Origin of the sequence: Pantoea sp. CS_6 (assembly GCF_041954745.1) — a bacterium.
Taxonomy (GTDB): Bacteria; Pseudomonadota; Gammaproteobacteria; order Enterobacterales; family Enterobacteriaceae; genus Pantoea; species Pantoea stewartii.
The window spans coordinates 133,319-149,311 of sequence record NZ_JAVAYG010000012.1 but is presented as its reverse complement, the minus strand read 5'-3'; the positions used below and the strand labels follow the sequence as shown (position 1 = coordinate 149,311).

Below are 15,993 nucleotides of genomic sequence, written 5' to 3'. Positions count from 1 at the left end.
GTCAATAAAGCCGCCCTTAACAGGCGGCTTTATTTTTGCAGTATAAGATATCGTGCCCTGTGCTTAAAGACCTCGCCATAACTTTAAACCATTACGTCCTGAGCGCTTAACGTCATATAACGCTTCATCGGCACGGCGCAACCATTCGTGTATCGAACTGGCTTTTTCTGCACAGGCAATACCAATACTGACTGAACAGGTAAAATCGGGCGAAGCAGGCAACCGTAACTGCGTAATGCGCCACTGAATATGCTCAGCGAGTTTGACGATGCCAGCGTCATCAGCATCACGGACAATGACGCCCAGCTCATCGCCACCGAACCGCGCCGGTGTGTCTTTCATTCCCACACTGTCACGTAATAAACCTGAAATTTCCGCCAGAAGAAAATCCCCTGCTTCGTGACCATAGGTATCGTTAACATGTTTGAAATGGTCAACATCGATCAGAATCAGATAGGCTTTACTGTCTTCCACGGCGGGTACGAAGAAATTCGCTTTCGAGTCGACGTTCAAAAAGACGTCGATTAGGAATTTGCAAACCCGGATCCATTAATGCAATGCGTTCAAGTTCGCGATTTTTTTGACGCAGCATATACGTCAGATTATGGGATACAACGCTTAACGCCAGCATATAAAAGGTCGCCAGCGGTAATGTCAGCCAGGCTGTACGGAGGCTGAACGTCATTGATACCGGCGCACCTTCAAGCGTCCAGACCAGAAGAAAGGCAAAAAGAAATGACTGAAATGCGGACAAGAGCTGTGGCCAGCCGCCTGCTGCGTAACGGTCGGAAATTAATACTGCCATGATCACAAAACACGGCATGGGACTCAGCGCCAGCAACGCGACCCAGATACCGCCAAACGCCGCATCAAGTGTCAGATTTATTCTTTCCCTCGCGGTTGAATCACGCGCGGAAGCCGCAAGGCGATAGGCCAGAGACGGCCAGACGATGACATTACCGATCAGTAACGCAAAAATAGAGATGCCGTGACCCTGTTCTACTAATACAGAAGCGATTGGCATGGCACATAAAATCGTCCCTAATTGGCGCATTGCGAACATGCGACGAACAAATCGCGTCGATCGCATTTTGAGATGATTATCATCGGGTGAGTAATAGGTCATTCGAAGGCGTAATTAGCAGTCTATATAATGCAGTTTATCTACAAAAAGAGCAGGCAGCATGACTTTTTAAGATTCTTTCCGCTTTATTTATTATTTTTTCTGGTGAGAAAAAAATGTTAGCTGCCCGCATTTAAAAAATACGTTTAAGCCCAACGCGCAACATCACCTCATTGTCATGCATCAGGCTGTCAATTTAGCAATACATTGCCGCTATCTCCTGCGGCCCTTCGCGACCGACGCAGACCAGTTAAAATCGCTGACTTCACTGGCAGTCAGTGAGGACGGTTTCTTTTTTCGGACAGGTTTTTTGTTTTCCTTTTCTGCTTTTAACTTTTCTTTAAGCAATTTATCCGCCATCACCTGCTGACGCGCTTCAAGGTTAAGCGCTTTCTCTTTTTTGACGTCCGGTTCTTTACCCGTACGCTGGCGGTATTTTTCAATCAAATGATGAAGCACTTCATTGACGGCAAGTCGCTCTTCATCGCTGAACTGATCGATGGAAATCATTTTCTTGTCATTCATCGTCGCTTTCCTCGTCGTGGGATCATCGGCAGTGTACAACAAGCCGGATGAATAAAAGGCATTTGCTTGCCTCTTAACGCATTTTAACCGGGAACGTGAGTATCATTTCGTCTCAGGACAGCTAAAATAAGCGAAAATTAACAACGAGAATCTGGATAATGAAAATCCCCCTGCCTGACGATCATAAAGCATTTATCACCGCACTTCTGGACGAACCCGTTGACGTCATTGAGATGCACTCTCCCCACGCTGAACACATTGATCGCGCTTATACTGTCGCGCTAAAGCAAAAAAATCATGAGGCTGAGGCAGACTGGAAACGAACGATCACGTTTCTGGCCCTGTTCGTTTTTCTCTATGCGGCGCTGGGTGCATCACTGACGCTGGACCTGAGTCCCGCCGGGGCGAGTCACAAAAGTATTGAATACGCATTAGAAGCCGTGCCGGTGCTTATCGCCTTTTCCGGCTTTTTTATTTCTGTGCTTTACCTGTTTCTTGTGCGCGCGGGTTCACGTCAACGCCGTAACTGGCAACGAACACTTTTAATTCTGGAAAGGTATACCACTGGTCATGTATTTAAACTGACGCATCAGCAAGGCGCGGGTACCAGCAACTACTCGCTTTCATCCATCATGCTGGCGCTCGCGATGTTCATTTGCCTCACATGGTTAATCATCTATAACTACCTTACCTTCACTACCAGCGGTGTGTTTGGTAGCGTCATTTCACTGTTTATCAGTACGATGGTTTATGTCATTTTGGATATTCAGCTCCTGAAACCGTGGCAGTCAGAGGCTGAAAACGATCCCTCCGGTGTTGATGAAAATAAAGCCGATCGCTAACCTTCCATGGCCCGATATGCATCGGGCCAGCCTTTGCATCTGGCAGGCGAAACAGGCACATAGGTTAATGCCAGGGATAACCTAAAACGCTTAAAGTATGTTGTAACTATATTATGCCTCGTTGATGCTCAGCTTACGTTCAGGCTCGTCAGGGAGGCTGCTCACGATGAGTGAGCAACCCCTGAAAACATCGCTGCAAGTGACAACGTCACCTGTGGTTTCCGCAGGACGTGATTTGGGTTGGTTGATATCTGATTAGTGAAATCAGTCGAATGGAAATTCACGAGCCAGAACGCGGGCAATCACATTCAGCGCGCCCTCGTCCGTATTACTCTCGGTTTTAAAACGCGCGACAGCCGAGACAGCCTCACCCGCATTGGCCATTGCAAAACTAAAGCAGGCCTGACGTAACATCTCGATATCATTCGCGCTGTCGCCGACAGCCACTACTTCACAATCGCTAATGCCCCATTTTTGCTGAAGCAAAGCGATACCGTGCGCTTTATGGCAACCCGGAATAATCAGGTCAATAAAGCCATAACCGCTGGAAACGGGATGCATGATGTGATCGATTTCGCCCAATTGGGTATGCAAACGCGTCATCAGGCTTTCAATCCCTTCGTGCGCCAGATTGAGCGAGAACTTAAAGACAGTGTCATCAATATCGTAAAGGTTGTCGCGCTTCTCGAGTCGGTAATAATGATTTTTTAGCATGCCGATCACGCTATCCGGCATGGACGCGTGAACATAAGCGCTTTTGCGGCCACAAACAACGACGCTGATATCCGGTTCTCTGGACAGAATATCGAGTACGCTGTGTACCCTTTCTTTTGCCAGCTCGCCACAAAATATCACTTCATCGCCATGCGACACCCACGCACCGTTTTCTGCCACGAAGGCAATTTCATTTTTGATGTCAGGAAAATATCGCTGTAACTGGTAATACTGATTGCCGCTGGCGACCACAAAATGAATACCTTTTTCTTTGAGCAGAGCATACTGGCGTGAAAAGCGCTGGACATTGTACTGCTTGTTTTCATCAAGAAAGGTACCGTCCATATCCACTGCAATCATCCTTACTGCCATTTTACTCCCCCTTTGCTCCCGGCCTTAACAGGCTAACTGTGTGGTTAAGCTTACTCGCTGTAAGGATTATTGAAAGTTACAAACGCTGAATTTCCGCCTGTTATGGCAAATTGTGCCGTCGCGCCCAGATTGAAAGTTAAAGCTCTGTTAATAATGACCATCACCTTCGAATGAAGGTTACATAAATTTCATTCGAAATAACATCATCTGTTAAGAGGTTAATCTATGCGCGAAGGACTTCACTACACCCCACTTCCTGAGGACATCTCTGCCTCTATCCGTAACTTTAAGCAGCGCGCACGTAAGCAGATCGGCGACGTTGAGCGCGTATTTCGGCAAGTCTGTCAGAAAACAGAAGAGGCCATTGCCGAAGCGAGGCAGGAAGAGGCTCAAACCGGGAGCGCCTGGCCCATCGTCACGGGCGAGGCGATAGCCTCAGGCACGGTTTCCCCGGAAACGCGGGCGCGTATCAAGCGGCGCGGCTGTGTCGTCGTCCGGCAGCATTTCCCCCGTGAGCAGGCACTGGCCTGGGACGCCGACATGTTGCGTTATCTGGATGAAAACCAGTTTGATGCACAGTACCGCGGGCCAGGAGACAATTTTTTCGGCAGTCTTGAGGCATCCCGTCCAGAAATTTACCCCATTTACTGGTCTCAGGCTCAAATGCAGGCCCGTCAACGCCCGGAAATGCATCAGGTACAGTCGTTTCTGAACCGGTTATGGACCTATGAATCGGAGGGGCAGCGATGGTTTGATCCTGACGTGAATATCCTCTATCCAGACCGTATTCGTCGACGGCTACCGGGCACCACGTCAAAGGGACTGGGTGCGCATACCGATTCAGGCGCGCTGGAACGGTGGCTGTTGCCTGCTTATCAACGCGTCTTTCACGCCGTTTTTAACGGGGATATTGATCGCTACGATCCCTGGAATGCCGCTCACCGCAGCGACGTCGATGAATACGATGTACCGGACACCACAAAATGTTCTGTCTTCCGCACTTTCCAGGGCTGGACCGCGCTGTCCGATATGATCCCGGGTCAGGGTTTACTTCACGTTGTGCCCGTCCCCATGGCAATGGCCTATCTTCTGTTACGTCCACTGCTCTCCGATGTGCCGGAAGATGAACTGTGCGGTGTCGCACCCGGCCGCGTCCTGCCTGTTAATGAAAAATGGCATCCCCATTTGATGAAGGGCTTATGCCCGGTACCGGCTATTACCGCCGGCGATTCCGTTTGGTGGCATTGTGACCTTATTCACGCGGTCGCGCCGGTCGAAAACCAACAAGGCTGGGGAAATGTGATGTATATTCCTGCTGCGCCACTGTGCGATAAAAACCACGCGTATGCGCATCATGTGGCGCATGCGCTGAAGCAAGGTCATTCCCCTGCGGACTTCCCACCGGAGCATTACGAAGCTGACTGGAAGAATCGCTTTACCCTGGCCGACCTTAACCCACTCGGGAAACGCAGCCTGTGCCAGTCCTGATAAAAAAGAGTAAGCGGGTTAATGCCCGCTTTGGTTCAGTAGGATAAAGGGAGCCGGTATGAATACGCGCCAGGAAAAAATTATCGAACTGGTCAATGTGCGTGGCAGCATCACCGTCAGTGAACTGGCTCGCGTTGTCAGTGTGTCTGAGGTGACGATACGGCAGGATTTAACACAACTTGAACAGCAGCGCGTGTTACGTCGCGTTCACGGTGCAGCCGTCGCGCTGGACAGTGATAATGTGAGCACACGGATGAACACACGTTTCAGCATCAAACAGGCTCTGGCCCGTTATGCCGCCGGACGCGTCAATGAGGGCGAATCAGTTTTTATCGAGGGCGGCAGTACGAATGCCTTACTGGCACTTGCGCTTGCCGGTCGAAAAAATCTGACGCTTATCACCGTCAGTCACTATATCGCTCATCTGTTGAAAGAAGCCGATTGTGAGGTCATTGTGCTGGGAGGCCGGTTACAAAAGAGCAGTGAATCGATGACCGGGCCACTGACGCGTTACTGCATTCAGCAGACCCACTTTCATAAAGCGTTTATTGGTGCTGATGGCTGGCACCCGGAAACCGGTTTTACCGGTCGCGACATGCTACGGTGTGACGTGGTGGACGCTGTCCTGGCAAAAGACGCTGAGAGCTATGTCCTGACAGACAGCAGTAAATTCGGACAGCTTTATCCCTATCCTTTATCGCCCGGTTATGCGCCGCGTCATGTCATCACGGAACACGGGTTGCCCGCGGATACCGTGAACCGGCTTACAGAGCAAGGCACCGAGGTGATACCAGTGACGATCGCTTAAAGGTGGCTGACGGTTTCAGGGTGCGACGCTGACAGAATCGCGCGAAACCAGACTGGCGATAAAAGGCTTACGCTGCATTAACTCGCCGCCATCAAGCATGGCGACCAGCCGGTTGATAGTTTCATTGATCATGTCGGTAACCGGAAACTTCATGCTGGAGAGCGAGGGAATCACATACGGAGCCAGCGGGATGTCATCAAAACCTATCACCGAAACTCTGGCCGGTACGGCAATGTTGTTTTCCGTGAGTTGTTTAATGGCACCAATTGCCATTTCATCGTTGCTGGCTACGATAGCGCTGAAAGACTCGCCGCTGGCGAGCAGGGATTTGACCGCCAGCATGCCGCTTTGTGCGGTCCACTTACCCTGCACAATCAACTGGGGATTAGGCGCAATGCCCGCCGCGCTTAATGCAGCCTGATAACCGGAAAGTCGTTCCTGACTGGTAGGAGAATCCAGCGAGCCGGTGATAAACGCGATATCACGATGCCCCTGTTCAAGCAGATGATTGACAGCCAGCCGCCCTGCTGCCTGCTGGTCGCTGAATACACAAAAACTTTCATGAATGCGCAGGCGGCGATTGATTACCAGAATGGGTTGTTTGTGGTCGGAAATAATAGCATCCAGTTCATCAATACTCAGAAAGCGCGGATAGATGATGATGCCATCGCAGCGTAGATCGAGCAAAAACTGAATCGCCGCGCGCTCCTCAGCGGCAGTGTGCTTCCCGTCAGCCAGAATTAACTGACGATTCTGCTGCTCCATAATCCTGGCGGAATGCGACATTAACTCGCTGAAAATATTGCCGCTGTACAGTGTGTTAGTCACCACCAGCCCTATGGTTTGTGTACTTTTATTTGCCAGATTACGGGCCAGTAAATTGGGCCGATAGCCTGTCTCAGCGATAGCCTGCAAAACGTGTTCACGTTTCTCTTTGCCGACGTAACCGTTGCCCGACAATACCCGGGAAACCGTTGCTTTTGAGACACCGGCGCGTTTTGCCACTTCTGAAATCGTTGTCATATGAGGATCGCCAGAATTCTCAGCCTGAAAGCAGTCTACCTAAGTCTTTCATTATTTGAAATATTTACACGCCAGCCCACAGGGCGCGCCAGATCATTGACAGTGACCTTAATCACAGAAATAACACAGGGTGATTATTGGCGCTTGTGTCAGCCCCAAAACAGCTTCATGATTTTGTGAAACCGGTTTCCTATTTTGCCGTGCCGATCGTCAGTGGTCACGCAACGTTCCCCTGGCGAAAGACGTAAAACAATAAGACAGCCGTCATGAGCGGAAACCAGAACGCACTTCCCTCTACCCTACGAGAGAAACATCATGTCAGGAAATTATGCCGGGATTTCACAGGCTATCGTTACCGCCTTAGGTGGCCTGAACAACATTAGCGCCATTACGCATTGTATGACGCGCCTGCGTTTTGTCGTGAAAGACGACGACAGTGTCGATCTGGCGGCCCTGAAGGCCGTCAACGGCATCATGGGCGTCGTGCATACCGATACACAGTATCAGGTGATCATCGGGAATAATGTTGCCAAAGCCTATCAGGCCGTTCTGGCGCTCGGTCAACCGCAGGCTGAAAGCGCTGCGCCAGTTAAACGTCGTATCACGCTGAAAAGCATTGGTGCCGGTATTCTCGATGCGCTTGTCGGTACCATGTCACCACTGATTCCGGCGATCATTGGCGGATCGATGGTCAAACTGCTGGCCATGATTCTGGATATGGCGGGCGTTTTTGACAAAGGCTCGTCCACGCTGATCATCCTGAACGTTATCGGGGATGGGGCATTCTTCTTTTTACCGGTCATGGTAGCGGCTTCTGCCGCACTGAAATTTAAAACCAATATGTCACTGGCGATTGCTATTGCCGGCGTCCTGGTGCACCCCACTTTCATCGATTTAATGGCCAAAGCAGCTCAAGGCCAGCATGTCGAGTTTGCTTCTGTTCCGGTGACGGCGGTGAAATATACCTATACGGTGATCCCCGCGCTTGTGATGACGTGGATTCTGTCCCATATCGAACGTGGCGTGGATCGGATTACGCCTGCCGTCACCAAAAACTTCCTTAAGCCGATGCTGATTGTGCTGATTGCGGCACCGATTGCGATTGTATTAATAGGTCCCATTGGCATCTGGATCGGCAGCGGTATCTCTGCGCTGGTCTACACCATTCACGGCTATCTGGGCTGGCTTTCCGTGGCCATCATGGGCGGGCTGTGGCCGCTACTGGTAATGACCGGCATGCACCGGGTTTTTACCCCTACCATCATCCAGACGATTGCAGAAACAGGTAAAGAAGGCATGGTGATGCCTTCAGAAATTGGGGCCAACTTATCACTTGGCGGTTCGTCGCTGGCCGTCGCCTTTAAAACGAAAAACCGCGAATTACGCCAAACGGCGCTTGCAGCCGCGGCCTCCGCTATTGTGGCCGGTATTTCTGAGCCTGCTCTTTACGGTGTCGCCGTGCGCCTGAAACGCCCATTAATCGCCAGCCTGATGAGTGGCTTTATCTGCGGTGCCGTTGCCGGAATCGGCGGGCTTGCCAGCCATTCAATGGCTTCGCCAGGATTATTTACCAGCGTGCAGTTTTTTGATCCGTCCAATCCCCTGTCGATTGTCTGGGTCGTGGCGGTAATGGTGCTTTCTGTCGTGCTGTCGTTCATTCTTACTCTCATTCTGGGGTTTGAAGATATCCCTGAAACGACCCAGCCGTCTGCGCCCTCGTCCGTCGTCACCGCAGAAAAAGCGAACGCGGTTAACGCCAGTTAATTAATGATTACAGTATCAAAGAGGATGTCATGTCTGAGTCAGTATTCCCGGAAGGATTTTTATGGGGCGGTGCCCTGTCCGCAAACCAGTCAGAGGGCGCCTTTCTTGAAGGCGGGAAAGGATTAACGACCGTTGACATGTTACCGCTTGGCCCGGCACGCATGCCGGTGAAACTGGGGCAGGAAAAACGCGTCACACTGCGCGATGATGAATTTTATCCCAGCCATACCGCTATCGACTTTTATCATCGCTATCGCGAAGATATTGCGCTGATGGCAGAAATGGGATTCACCGTCTTTCGCACCTCTATCGCCTGGAGCCGACTTTTCCCTCGTGGAGATGAATTAACGCCCAACGAGCAGGGGCTGGCGTTTTACCGTGATCTGTTTACCGAATGTCGTCGCTATGGCATTGAGCCACTGGTGACGCTGTGCCATTTTGACGTGCCGATGCATCTGGTAACGGAATATGGATCGTGGCGTCATCGTAAAATGATCGCGTTTTTCGCACGCTATGCACGAAGCTGTTTTGAGGCATTCGACGGCCTTGTGAAATACTGGCTTACCTTCAATGAAATTAACATCATGCTGCATAGTCCGTTTTCAGGCGCTGGGCTGGTGTTTGAACCGGGTGAAAATACCGAGCAGGTTAAATATCAGGCCGCCCATCATGAACTGGTTGCCAGTGCGCTGGTAACGAAAATTGCTCATGAGGTCAACCCGGCCAACCAGGTAGGCTGCATGCTGGCAGGCGGCAATTTTTATCCCTGGTCAAGTAAACCCGACGATGTCTGGGCGGCACTGCAAAAGGATCGTGAAAATCTGTTTTTTATCGATGTGCAGGCACGGGGCGCCTACCCAGCGTATTCCGCGCGTCTGTTTCGAGAGAAAGGCATTGAGATCGTTATGGCGGAAGACGATGCGGAGATCCTTAAAAACACTGTCGATTTTGTTTCATTCAGTTATTACGCCTCTCGCTGCGCATCTGCTGATATGCATGACCAGAACAGCAGCGCAGCCAATGTCGTCAAATCGCTGACTAATCCGCACATCGCACGTAGTGAATGGGGTTGGGGCATTGATCCGCTTGGACTTCGCATCACCATGAATATTATGTACGACCGCTATCAGAAACCGCTGTTTTTAGTCGAGAACGGTCTGGGTGCACGTGACGAGTTAACACCAGAAGGCGAAATCATAGACGATTATCGTATCAGCTACCTGCGTGAGCATATTCGCGCCATGGCTGACGCGATTGGCGACGGTATTCCCGTACTGGGTTATACCACATGGGGCTGCATTGATTTGGTGGCGGCTTCGACCGGTGAAATGAGCAAGCGCTATGGTTTTGTCTATGTTGATCGGGACGACCACGGTAACGGGACGCTGGAAAGACGCCGGAAAAAATCGTTCTGGTGGTATAAGAAAGTCATCGCCAGCAATGGCCGCGATCTGGATTGAGTCGGTGTGCAGCCACGAGACGTGGCCAGACGCGACGGCGGTGAAGCATTTAAAGGGATAAGGCGACAGATAATACTGTCGCCTTCTGTTCCGGTTATTTTTGCAGCAGCCAGTGTTCAATCTCGCTGGCTGGCAGCGGTTTAGAAAAAAAGTAGCCCTGAATCTGGTCGCAACCATACTGCTTCAGCAGACTCAGCGTCGCTTCGGTTTCGACCCCTTCCGCCAGAACCGTATAATTCAGCTCCTTCAACATCTGAATAATGCTTCTGACAATCACTCTGGACGCCTGATCGTTGTCCATGCGGTTAATCAGAGACATATCAACTTTGATAACGTCTAAGGGAATTTCCTGTAAATAGCTGATGTTGCTGTAGCCTGTGCCAAAATCATCCAGAGAGATAACAAACCCCTCGGTTCTCAGCGCTTCCAGGCCGTTTATAGCAACATGGCTTTCTGTAATGAGTTCATTTTCAAGGCACTCCACGCCCATAAAGGACGTAGGCAAATCAGCAGCCTGCATTTTACTGGCCAAATCTGCCGCAAAGCCGGGGCGTGAAAAGTCACGTTCACTGACGTTAACTGAGACAGGAATTAACTGATATTCCTGTTTCCACGTTTTGAGTTGAACGATGACACGATCGATGACCCAGTCCGTCAGCACCGAGATCAGGTTTGTTTTTACAGCCAGGGGAACAAAATCGGCAGGGAACAGCTCGCCTCGTTCCGGGTGATGCCACCGGATCAACGCTTCCAGCCCCACGGTTTTGCCGGTTTTTAAACACACTTTGGGCTGATAAGCCAGATAAAGACCTTCGTCTTTTTTCAGCGCCTGTGCCAAATCATTCATGATGAGAAAATCATCCGTGCGGCGCGAATCATAAGCATGATCGAAGGTCATGGCACCGCAATTCTGATAAATGCATTCATGCAGTGCGCTTACCGCCTGACGAACGATTTCATTGGCATCTATCTCTCGGGAGACAAATTCTGTTTCACCTGCATAAACGTCGATATCGATCGTGATATTGTCCGCTAAATCCGCCTTCAAATTCTTGAGAACATCAATCGTGCTTTGTGCCGTGTACCCTTCAAGATAGGGCTGGATGAGGGCAAACCGACCCGGTGCGAATGAATAAAGCATATCATCGGACTCAAGTTCGAGGCGCGCACTGACCAGGCCGGCGATTTGCCGGAGCAGGTTTTCTACCGGCGCGATACCAAAGGTGCGCGAGAGTTCATAAGCATGCGGAATATCAATGCAGTCGATAAGAATAAGGCGGAAGCGTCGATCAGGATTGCTCACGGCCAGCTGCTGCATATCACGCAACAACCGCGGGCGATTAGGAAGATGCGTGATCAGGTCAGTAAAACTGGCCAGATTCCAGGCGTCCAGAAATGAGGTGACCAGCCTCGCTAACGACTTTAAGGTTTCGAGTTGCGCATCGTTAAAGGTATGGGGTTGCGTATCTGTGACACATAACGTGCCCAGAACCAACCCTTCAACATTACATAATGACACGCCCGCATAGAAGCGGATATGCGGCTCGCCTTCCACTAGCGGATGGAAAGAGAACCGATTGTCTTGCAGTGTATCCTGAATGACCAGTTGGCCGTCGCCATCAATAACATGTCGACACAAGGAAACATCACGTGACGACGCTTTAAGATTAAAGTTGCGGGAAACTTTAATGTATTGATTTTTGTCGTCAATAATTGAGATAAAACTGCCCGAAATGCCGAGTGCCTGCGCGGCAAGCTGTACAAATTTTTCCAGCACCTCATCCCTGGTTACATCAGGTGACAAAAGTGCTTTAACCGCTTTAAGACGATTTTCTTCATTGCCACTTTGATTATCGTGCACAACAGCCTCCCCATGTGCGGGTGCAAAACGCAGAAAACAATTTAGCCTAATTTTAAATATTTAGCGCCACATTGACCGACAATTTATAGCAAACAAGAGGCCATGCGAGACTGTATAACATGCAAGAAAAGGTTTTAAGTCATTTTTAACCGTAAATGTCACAACGTTCTGCGTTATGCCCGACACGCAGGCGGCACTTTTGGTGAGGAGACGACATCGCTGTCAATGTTCAGGCACAATAATCGATCAGCTTACCCCATTAAGGGTATTGGTCCACATTAAGCGGTTTTTTCTCCCGACGCTTCATCTTGCCACAGGCTGCCTCTCTCAGTAATGAATGCGCATTCAGTTATTACCTGTTGCGCGCCTGTAAGACTGCCGTTATGAAATATTACTTAAGCTTTTCTGTCAGAGATAAGAACTTAATAATGGCAAAACATCCTGACGGCACAGACGTTAATTAAATGCAAAATGTAAAGTTATGGAAGCAAAGATTAACAAACACGGTCGGGGGCTTCGTGATAGCGCGAGGAATACAGAACAGTTCAGGCATCTTAGTGTCTGCAGACACGATAAATGTCAGCAGACTTCTGGCTGAAAGCATAAGGAAATGGACGTTAGCCCGCTATCGCCGGCTACGGTATGCTGAACAGCTTTTCTTTTCGCTTATTAAACGACGCCCTGACGGTAATGATGGGCTGACACGCTGATAATTGGTACACTTATTGCCTTGGCGGAACAATGCCAATGCTGAACTCGATTAACAGGTTAAACAACCCTGCCAGTTGGCGCCAGCAGGTCTGGGTTGCTCAGGAAATGAAGTATGCTGACTGACGATCAACTGAATTACATTCTCAGCCACCCCGACGAATTTTCAGATCAGGTTGTGGCAATGGCGAAAGAGATACGGGTTTACCGTGCTGCGTTCGCACAGCCCTATGCGATCATTGAACCATTAGGTATGACGTTTATTGGCGATGAGAATGGCGCGATGGTGTGGCATCCGAAACACTACGAAGAAGGCGATACGCCGCTCTACCTCAGACCATCAATGGAAGAATAACCGTTGTGACGCATTCATACTTACACATCTGTAAATCCCCGTCCTGGCACGCCCCCCGTTCACCTTCATTCATGTCAACGCTGCGAGACTCATGTTACACACTGATCATCCCTTAGTCAGCCCAGCTCTTCACCCCGTAGCATCAACACTTCATCTATCCACGTTTAGTTTGATTCGAGACACTGCCTGGCGCTGCCATGATGCGTGTGGCGTGACCACCCGCTCTGCAGAAAGATAAGTGATTCGGTCACTTTTCATCGTCAACGCATACCGATGCCGTCCATTGTGGTTGTTAGCATCAGTCCCGGCTCTGCACTTACTGAATCACTGATGTGATGCGACAAGCGCGTGATTTAAGCGAGACCTCAATCATCACAACACGCGATCACCGTTCTCAGCCGCCATCAGGCGAGTCAGAAAACGCGGGTTGACCGCATTTCTCTGGGCCCCATCGTTGCGGCTTCTGCGCCCATCAGTTTTTGTAAGTTGTTACTGGCAAAATAATGCAGGCAACTCAGGCAGGATGAGCGATAGTCAACGCAGGCACGCTGCTGGACAGGAGCGCTTTCCTGACATCTGCGTCCAGATTAGCGTCAGTGACAATATCCGTCAGCGCATCCAGATGAACCACATTGAAAAGAGACCAGGCACCGTATTTTGAACTGTCTGCCAGCAAAACACGTCGCCTCGCATTGATGATCAAATCGTGTTTCAGAGCCGCTTTTTCTTCCGTGGGCGATGTCACGCCTTTCGTCATATCCCATCCATTACCACTCAGGAAAGCAATGTCAGGATTGATATTGTTCAGCATCTTCCGACCGTGATCGCCAATGCAGGACTGGCTGCTTTCATCGATTCGCCCACCAATGATGGTTACTTCAATCTGCTTAAACTCGGAGAGGAACAGCGCAATATGTAAGTCATTGGTGATCACACGTAGCGGCATATGGGTAATTTGCCGGGCCAGCTCAAACATCGTCGTCCCTGCATCAAGGATTACTGCATCGCCTGCTTTGATGAAGGTGGCTGCAACGCGCGCAATAGCATGTTTTTCAGGCTGATTCCGTGACGATTTTTCCAGCGTCGTCGGCTGCGATGGAATAAAGCGGTTAAGCGTTACGCCCCCGTGCGTGCGGCTGACCACTCCTTCCTGATCGAGTTTAATCAGATCACGCCTGATAGTGGCAGGAGAAGCGCCTGTGACCGAAACAAGCTGTTCAACCGTTACCAGATTATTTCCTTTCAGGTAATTCATTATCGATTCTAAACGACTGTTTTCTTTCATCTTCACATTGACCAGGGCGTTTTCTTTTTTTGGATCATGCAGATATGATCGCAAAGTGCGATTTTTCTGTCCAGGTAATACTGAGAAGATGATTGACTCAGCTCACGGGTGAGTAAATACCTTTGGATTCCTCACTGCACGACTGAAATGATGGTGATCCGCTTTCCTGCGCCATGCTTACTCTCATCGCGAAAGCATTCTGTTCAGCATGACTTCTCAGCGAGCGACGGCGTGTTAATGCTCTTAGATGAATATAAGGTTTCGTCCCACTTCGTCTGAAACGAGGACGGTAAAAATTTGATGTGAAAGGCGACAGGACTGATGCAGGCGTGAAGTCGGGACAGGTTGAATGCGGTCTCAGGAGCACTGCTGACGCAATCAAAACGGCAGCGGTCCCTGCTGCGAGTGATACGATGTCTTTATCGTGACATATAATATTAACCGGACCTTACATCGCGCTTCGATATTCCGGCCAGGCCACCGCGTCTGAATGAAGCGCACCTGAAGGAGCAAATAAACTGCCCTGGAAATTAATCACGCCCGCTGCTTCCAGCCACATCCACTCCTCCGCTTTCACGATGCCGGCAGCAATGACCGTAATCTCTAAGGCAGAGCAACATTTTATAATGGCCTGAACCACGGCTTGTTTCGGACCACTGCGGTGAACATCGGAAGTGATACTTGAGTCAATGCGAATCCGGTCGGGCTGAATATGTGTCAATAACGAGAGCCCGGCGGAACCGGCACCAAAATTATCGACGGACAGACTGATGCCCGCAGCCTTAAGCTCCCTGACGGCAACCGAAAAAGCTTCCACGCGTGAAATAACTTCCGTTTCGCTGACACCAATCACCACCTGCTCAGGGACCAGCCCTGCAGCATTTATGGCCGCAACAATGGTCTGAACCGCATCAGGTACGACAACCAGCGTCATAGGCAGCAGACTGACATACAGCGTCATCTCGTCCGGGCAGGCCCGCCCGGCCATCCTGAACGCTGTAATCACCGCGTCAAGATCGGCATCATGTAACTGCTTTGACGAATCGCGCTGTTCAGTACGACGAAGCCGTGCGTCCGCTATCGCCTCAATCGCCGTCACTTGACGGGCAAGCGGATCGACGACGGGACGGAAAGTAATACCCGATACCGAAGGCGTCACCTTGCTGGCAGTGGTGCTTTCCGGAATGAATTCCCAGTATTCGGAGGGCAATACCTCGAAGTAATTCTCTTTCTCACGCGCCTCAACAAAGGTACGCAGGAACTGCAACGCGCGGTCAGCATAAGTTAACTGGTACTTCGACGTGCCTTTATCCAGCACCGCCTGAAGCACAGTGGAACGATCATGCTCACGTAAATCAAACAATTCCATGCCGGCATTACCGAACCGACGCGAGGGCGCATAATCACGCATCAACTCGACCAGGTTATGGTGACGTCGATCAGCACAAATTCGCTGATAAATGGCAAGCACGCCCTCTTCCGGGCCTTCCAGTAACTGGAAAAAGTGCGTGCCATTGAACAACAGAATACCGGTCACATCATGAGACGCATTCAGTATGCTGGCATCATCCACCATTCCGGGTAGCGTCTTAACAGGAACGTCATCCGAGATATGGCTGCGATAAATTATTGTGGTCAGCAAAGGGCATCTCCAGCATCAACGTG

General features: G+C 50.3%; 12 protein-coding genes and 1 pseudogene. 6 read left to right on the top strand and 7 right to left on the bottom strand.

Going from position 1 to position 15,993, the window contains the following annotated elements; translation table 11 throughout:
- Positions 1–63: 63 nt before the first annotated feature.
- Positions 64–1,126, bottom strand: a pseudogene (locus RAC90_RS17795) (diguanylate cyclase).
- 210 nt (positions 1,127–1,336) lie between these two features.
- Entirely contained in the window at positions 1,337–1,648 is a 312-nt protein-coding gene (locus RAC90_RS17790) for a hypothetical protein (RefSeq protein WP_006121995.1), read from the bottom strand.
- 158 nt (positions 1,649–1,806) lie between these two features.
- Between RAC90_RS17790 and RAC90_RS17785 the strand changes: the two genes are divergently transcribed.
- Entirely contained in the window at positions 1,807–2,490 is a 684-nt protein-coding gene (locus RAC90_RS17785) for a hypothetical protein (RefSeq protein ID WP_375124592.1), read from the top strand.
- A 264-nt stretch (positions 2,491–2,754) separates the two neighbouring features.
- On the opposite strand, the gene RAC90_RS17780 is transcribed toward RAC90_RS17785, so the two are convergent.
- Positions 2,755–3,576 carry a Cof-type HAD-IIB family hydrolase gene (locus tag RAC90_RS17780; RefSeq protein ID WP_277284326.1) on the bottom strand — a complete coding sequence of 274 codons (822 nt, stop codon included), beginning with the start codon at positions 3,574–3,576 and terminating at the stop codon, positions 2,755–2,757.
- Positions 3,577–3,801: 225 nt separating this feature from the next.
- Between RAC90_RS17780 and RAC90_RS17775 the strand changes: the two genes are divergently transcribed.
- Together RAC90_RS17775 and RAC90_RS17770 are read left to right on the top strand one after the other, a co-directional pair.
- The gene (locus RAC90_RS17775) at positions 3,802–5,064 is read left to right on the top strand and encodes a YbiU family protein (RefSeq protein WP_375124591.1); all 1,263 of its coding nucleotides are present in this window, start codon (positions 3,802–3,804) and stop codon (positions 5,062–5,064) included.
- A gap of 58 nt (positions 5,065–5,122) precedes the next feature.
- Positions 5,123–5,872: a DNA-binding transcriptional regulator YciT gene (locus RAC90_RS17770; RefSeq protein ID WP_375124590.1), complete on the top strand. Its 750-nt coding sequence runs from the start codon at positions 5,123–5,125 to the stop codon at positions 5,870–5,872.
- Between the two features lie 15 nt (positions 5,873–5,887).
- On the opposite strand, the gene RAC90_RS17765 is transcribed toward RAC90_RS17770, so the two are convergent.
- Positions 5,888–6,895 carry a LacI family DNA-binding transcriptional regulator gene (locus RAC90_RS17765; RefSeq protein ID WP_110268503.1) on the bottom strand — a complete coding sequence of 336 codons (1,008 nt, stop codon included), beginning with the start codon at positions 6,893–6,895 and terminating at the stop codon, positions 5,888–5,890.
- A gap of 315 nt (positions 6,896–7,210) precedes the next feature.
- Here RAC90_RS17765 and ascF point away from each other — a divergent pair, with 315 nt between their 5' ends.
- Both ascF and RAC90_RS17755 read left to right on the top strand, forming a co-directional pair.
- On the top strand, positions 7,211–8,659 hold the full coding sequence (ascF, locus tag RAC90_RS17760) for a PTS cellobiose/arbutin/salicin transporter subunit IIBC (protein ID WP_058702514.1): 1,449 nt from the start codon (positions 7,211–7,213) through the stop codon (positions 8,657–8,659).
- A gap of 29 nt (positions 8,660–8,688) precedes the next feature.
- Positions 8,689–10,119, top strand: a complete 1,431-nt coding sequence (locus RAC90_RS17755) for a 6-phospho-beta-glucosidase (protein ID WP_375124589.1) — start codon at positions 8,689–8,691, stop codon at positions 10,117–10,119.
- 94 nt (positions 10,120–10,213) lie between these two features.
- Here the strand turns inward: RAC90_RS17755 and RAC90_RS17750 are convergent, their stop codons facing one another.
- Complete coding sequence (locus RAC90_RS17750) at positions 10,214–11,980, bottom strand: GGDEF and EAL domain-containing protein (RefSeq protein ID WP_058702513.1); 1,767 nt, start codon at positions 11,978–11,980, stop codon at positions 10,214–10,216.
- 823 nt (positions 11,981–12,803) lie between these two features.
- Here RAC90_RS17750 and RAC90_RS17745 point away from each other — a divergent pair.
- Positions 12,804–13,043, top strand: coding sequence for a hypothetical protein (locus tag RAC90_RS17745; RefSeq protein WP_006122003.1), 240 nt, complete (start codon positions 12,804–12,806; stop codon positions 13,041–13,043).
- Positions 13,044–13,557: 514 nt separating this feature from the next.
- On the opposite strand, the gene RAC90_RS17740 is transcribed toward RAC90_RS17745, so the two are convergent.
- Together RAC90_RS17740 and RAC90_RS17735 are read right to left on the bottom strand one after the other, a co-directional pair.
- Positions 13,558–14,328, bottom strand: coding sequence for a DeoR/GlpR family DNA-binding transcription regulator (locus tag RAC90_RS17740; RefSeq protein ID WP_033742616.1), 771 nt, complete (start codon positions 14,326–14,328; stop codon positions 13,558–13,560).
- 448 nt (positions 14,329–14,776) lie between these two features.
- A complete protein-coding gene (locus tag RAC90_RS17735) occupies positions 14,777–15,970 on the bottom strand; it encodes a diguanylate phosphodiesterase (RefSeq protein ID WP_054634040.1) in 1,194 nt (397 codons plus the stop codon).
- Positions 15,971–15,993: the final 23 nt, after the last annotated feature.

Bases quoted from the DNA above. Each gene is read 5' to 3' on its own strand.
- RAC90_RS17785 (WP_375124592.1), top strand. From the start codon at position 1,807: ATGAAAATCCCCCTGCCTGACGATCATAAAGCATTTATCACCGCACTT.
- RAC90_RS17780 (WP_277284326.1), bottom strand. From the start codon at position 3,576: ATGGCAGTAAGGATGATTGCAGTGGATATGGACGGTACCTTTCTTGAT.
- RAC90_RS17775 (WP_375124591.1), top strand. From the start codon at position 3,802: ATGCGCGAAGGACTTCACTACACCCCACTTCCTGAGGACATCTCTGCC.
- RAC90_RS17790 (WP_006121995.1), bottom strand. From the start codon at position 1,648: ATGAATGACAAGAAAATGATTTCCATCGATCAGTTCAGCGATGAAGAG.
- RAC90_RS17745 (WP_006122003.1), top strand. From the start codon at position 12,804: ATGCTGACTGACGATCAACTGAATTACATTCTCAGCCACCCCGACGAA.
- RAC90_RS17740 (WP_033742616.1), bottom strand. From the start codon at position 14,328: ATGAAAGAAAACAGTCGTTTAGAATCGATAATGAATTACCTGAAAGGA.
- RAC90_RS17770 (WP_375124590.1), top strand. From the start codon at position 5,123: ATGAATACGCGCCAGGAAAAAATTATCGAACTGGTCAATGTGCGTGGC.
- ascF (WP_058702514.1), top strand. From the start codon at position 7,211: ATGTCAGGAAATTATGCCGGGATTTCACAGGCTATCGTTACCGCCTTA.
- RAC90_RS17755 (WP_375124589.1), top strand. From the start codon at position 8,689: ATGTCTGAGTCAGTATTCCCGGAAGGATTTTTATGGGGCGGTGCCCTG.
- RAC90_RS17765 (WP_110268503.1), bottom strand. From the start codon at position 6,895: ATGACAACGATTTCAGAAGTGGCAAAACGCGCCGGTGTCTCAAAAGCA.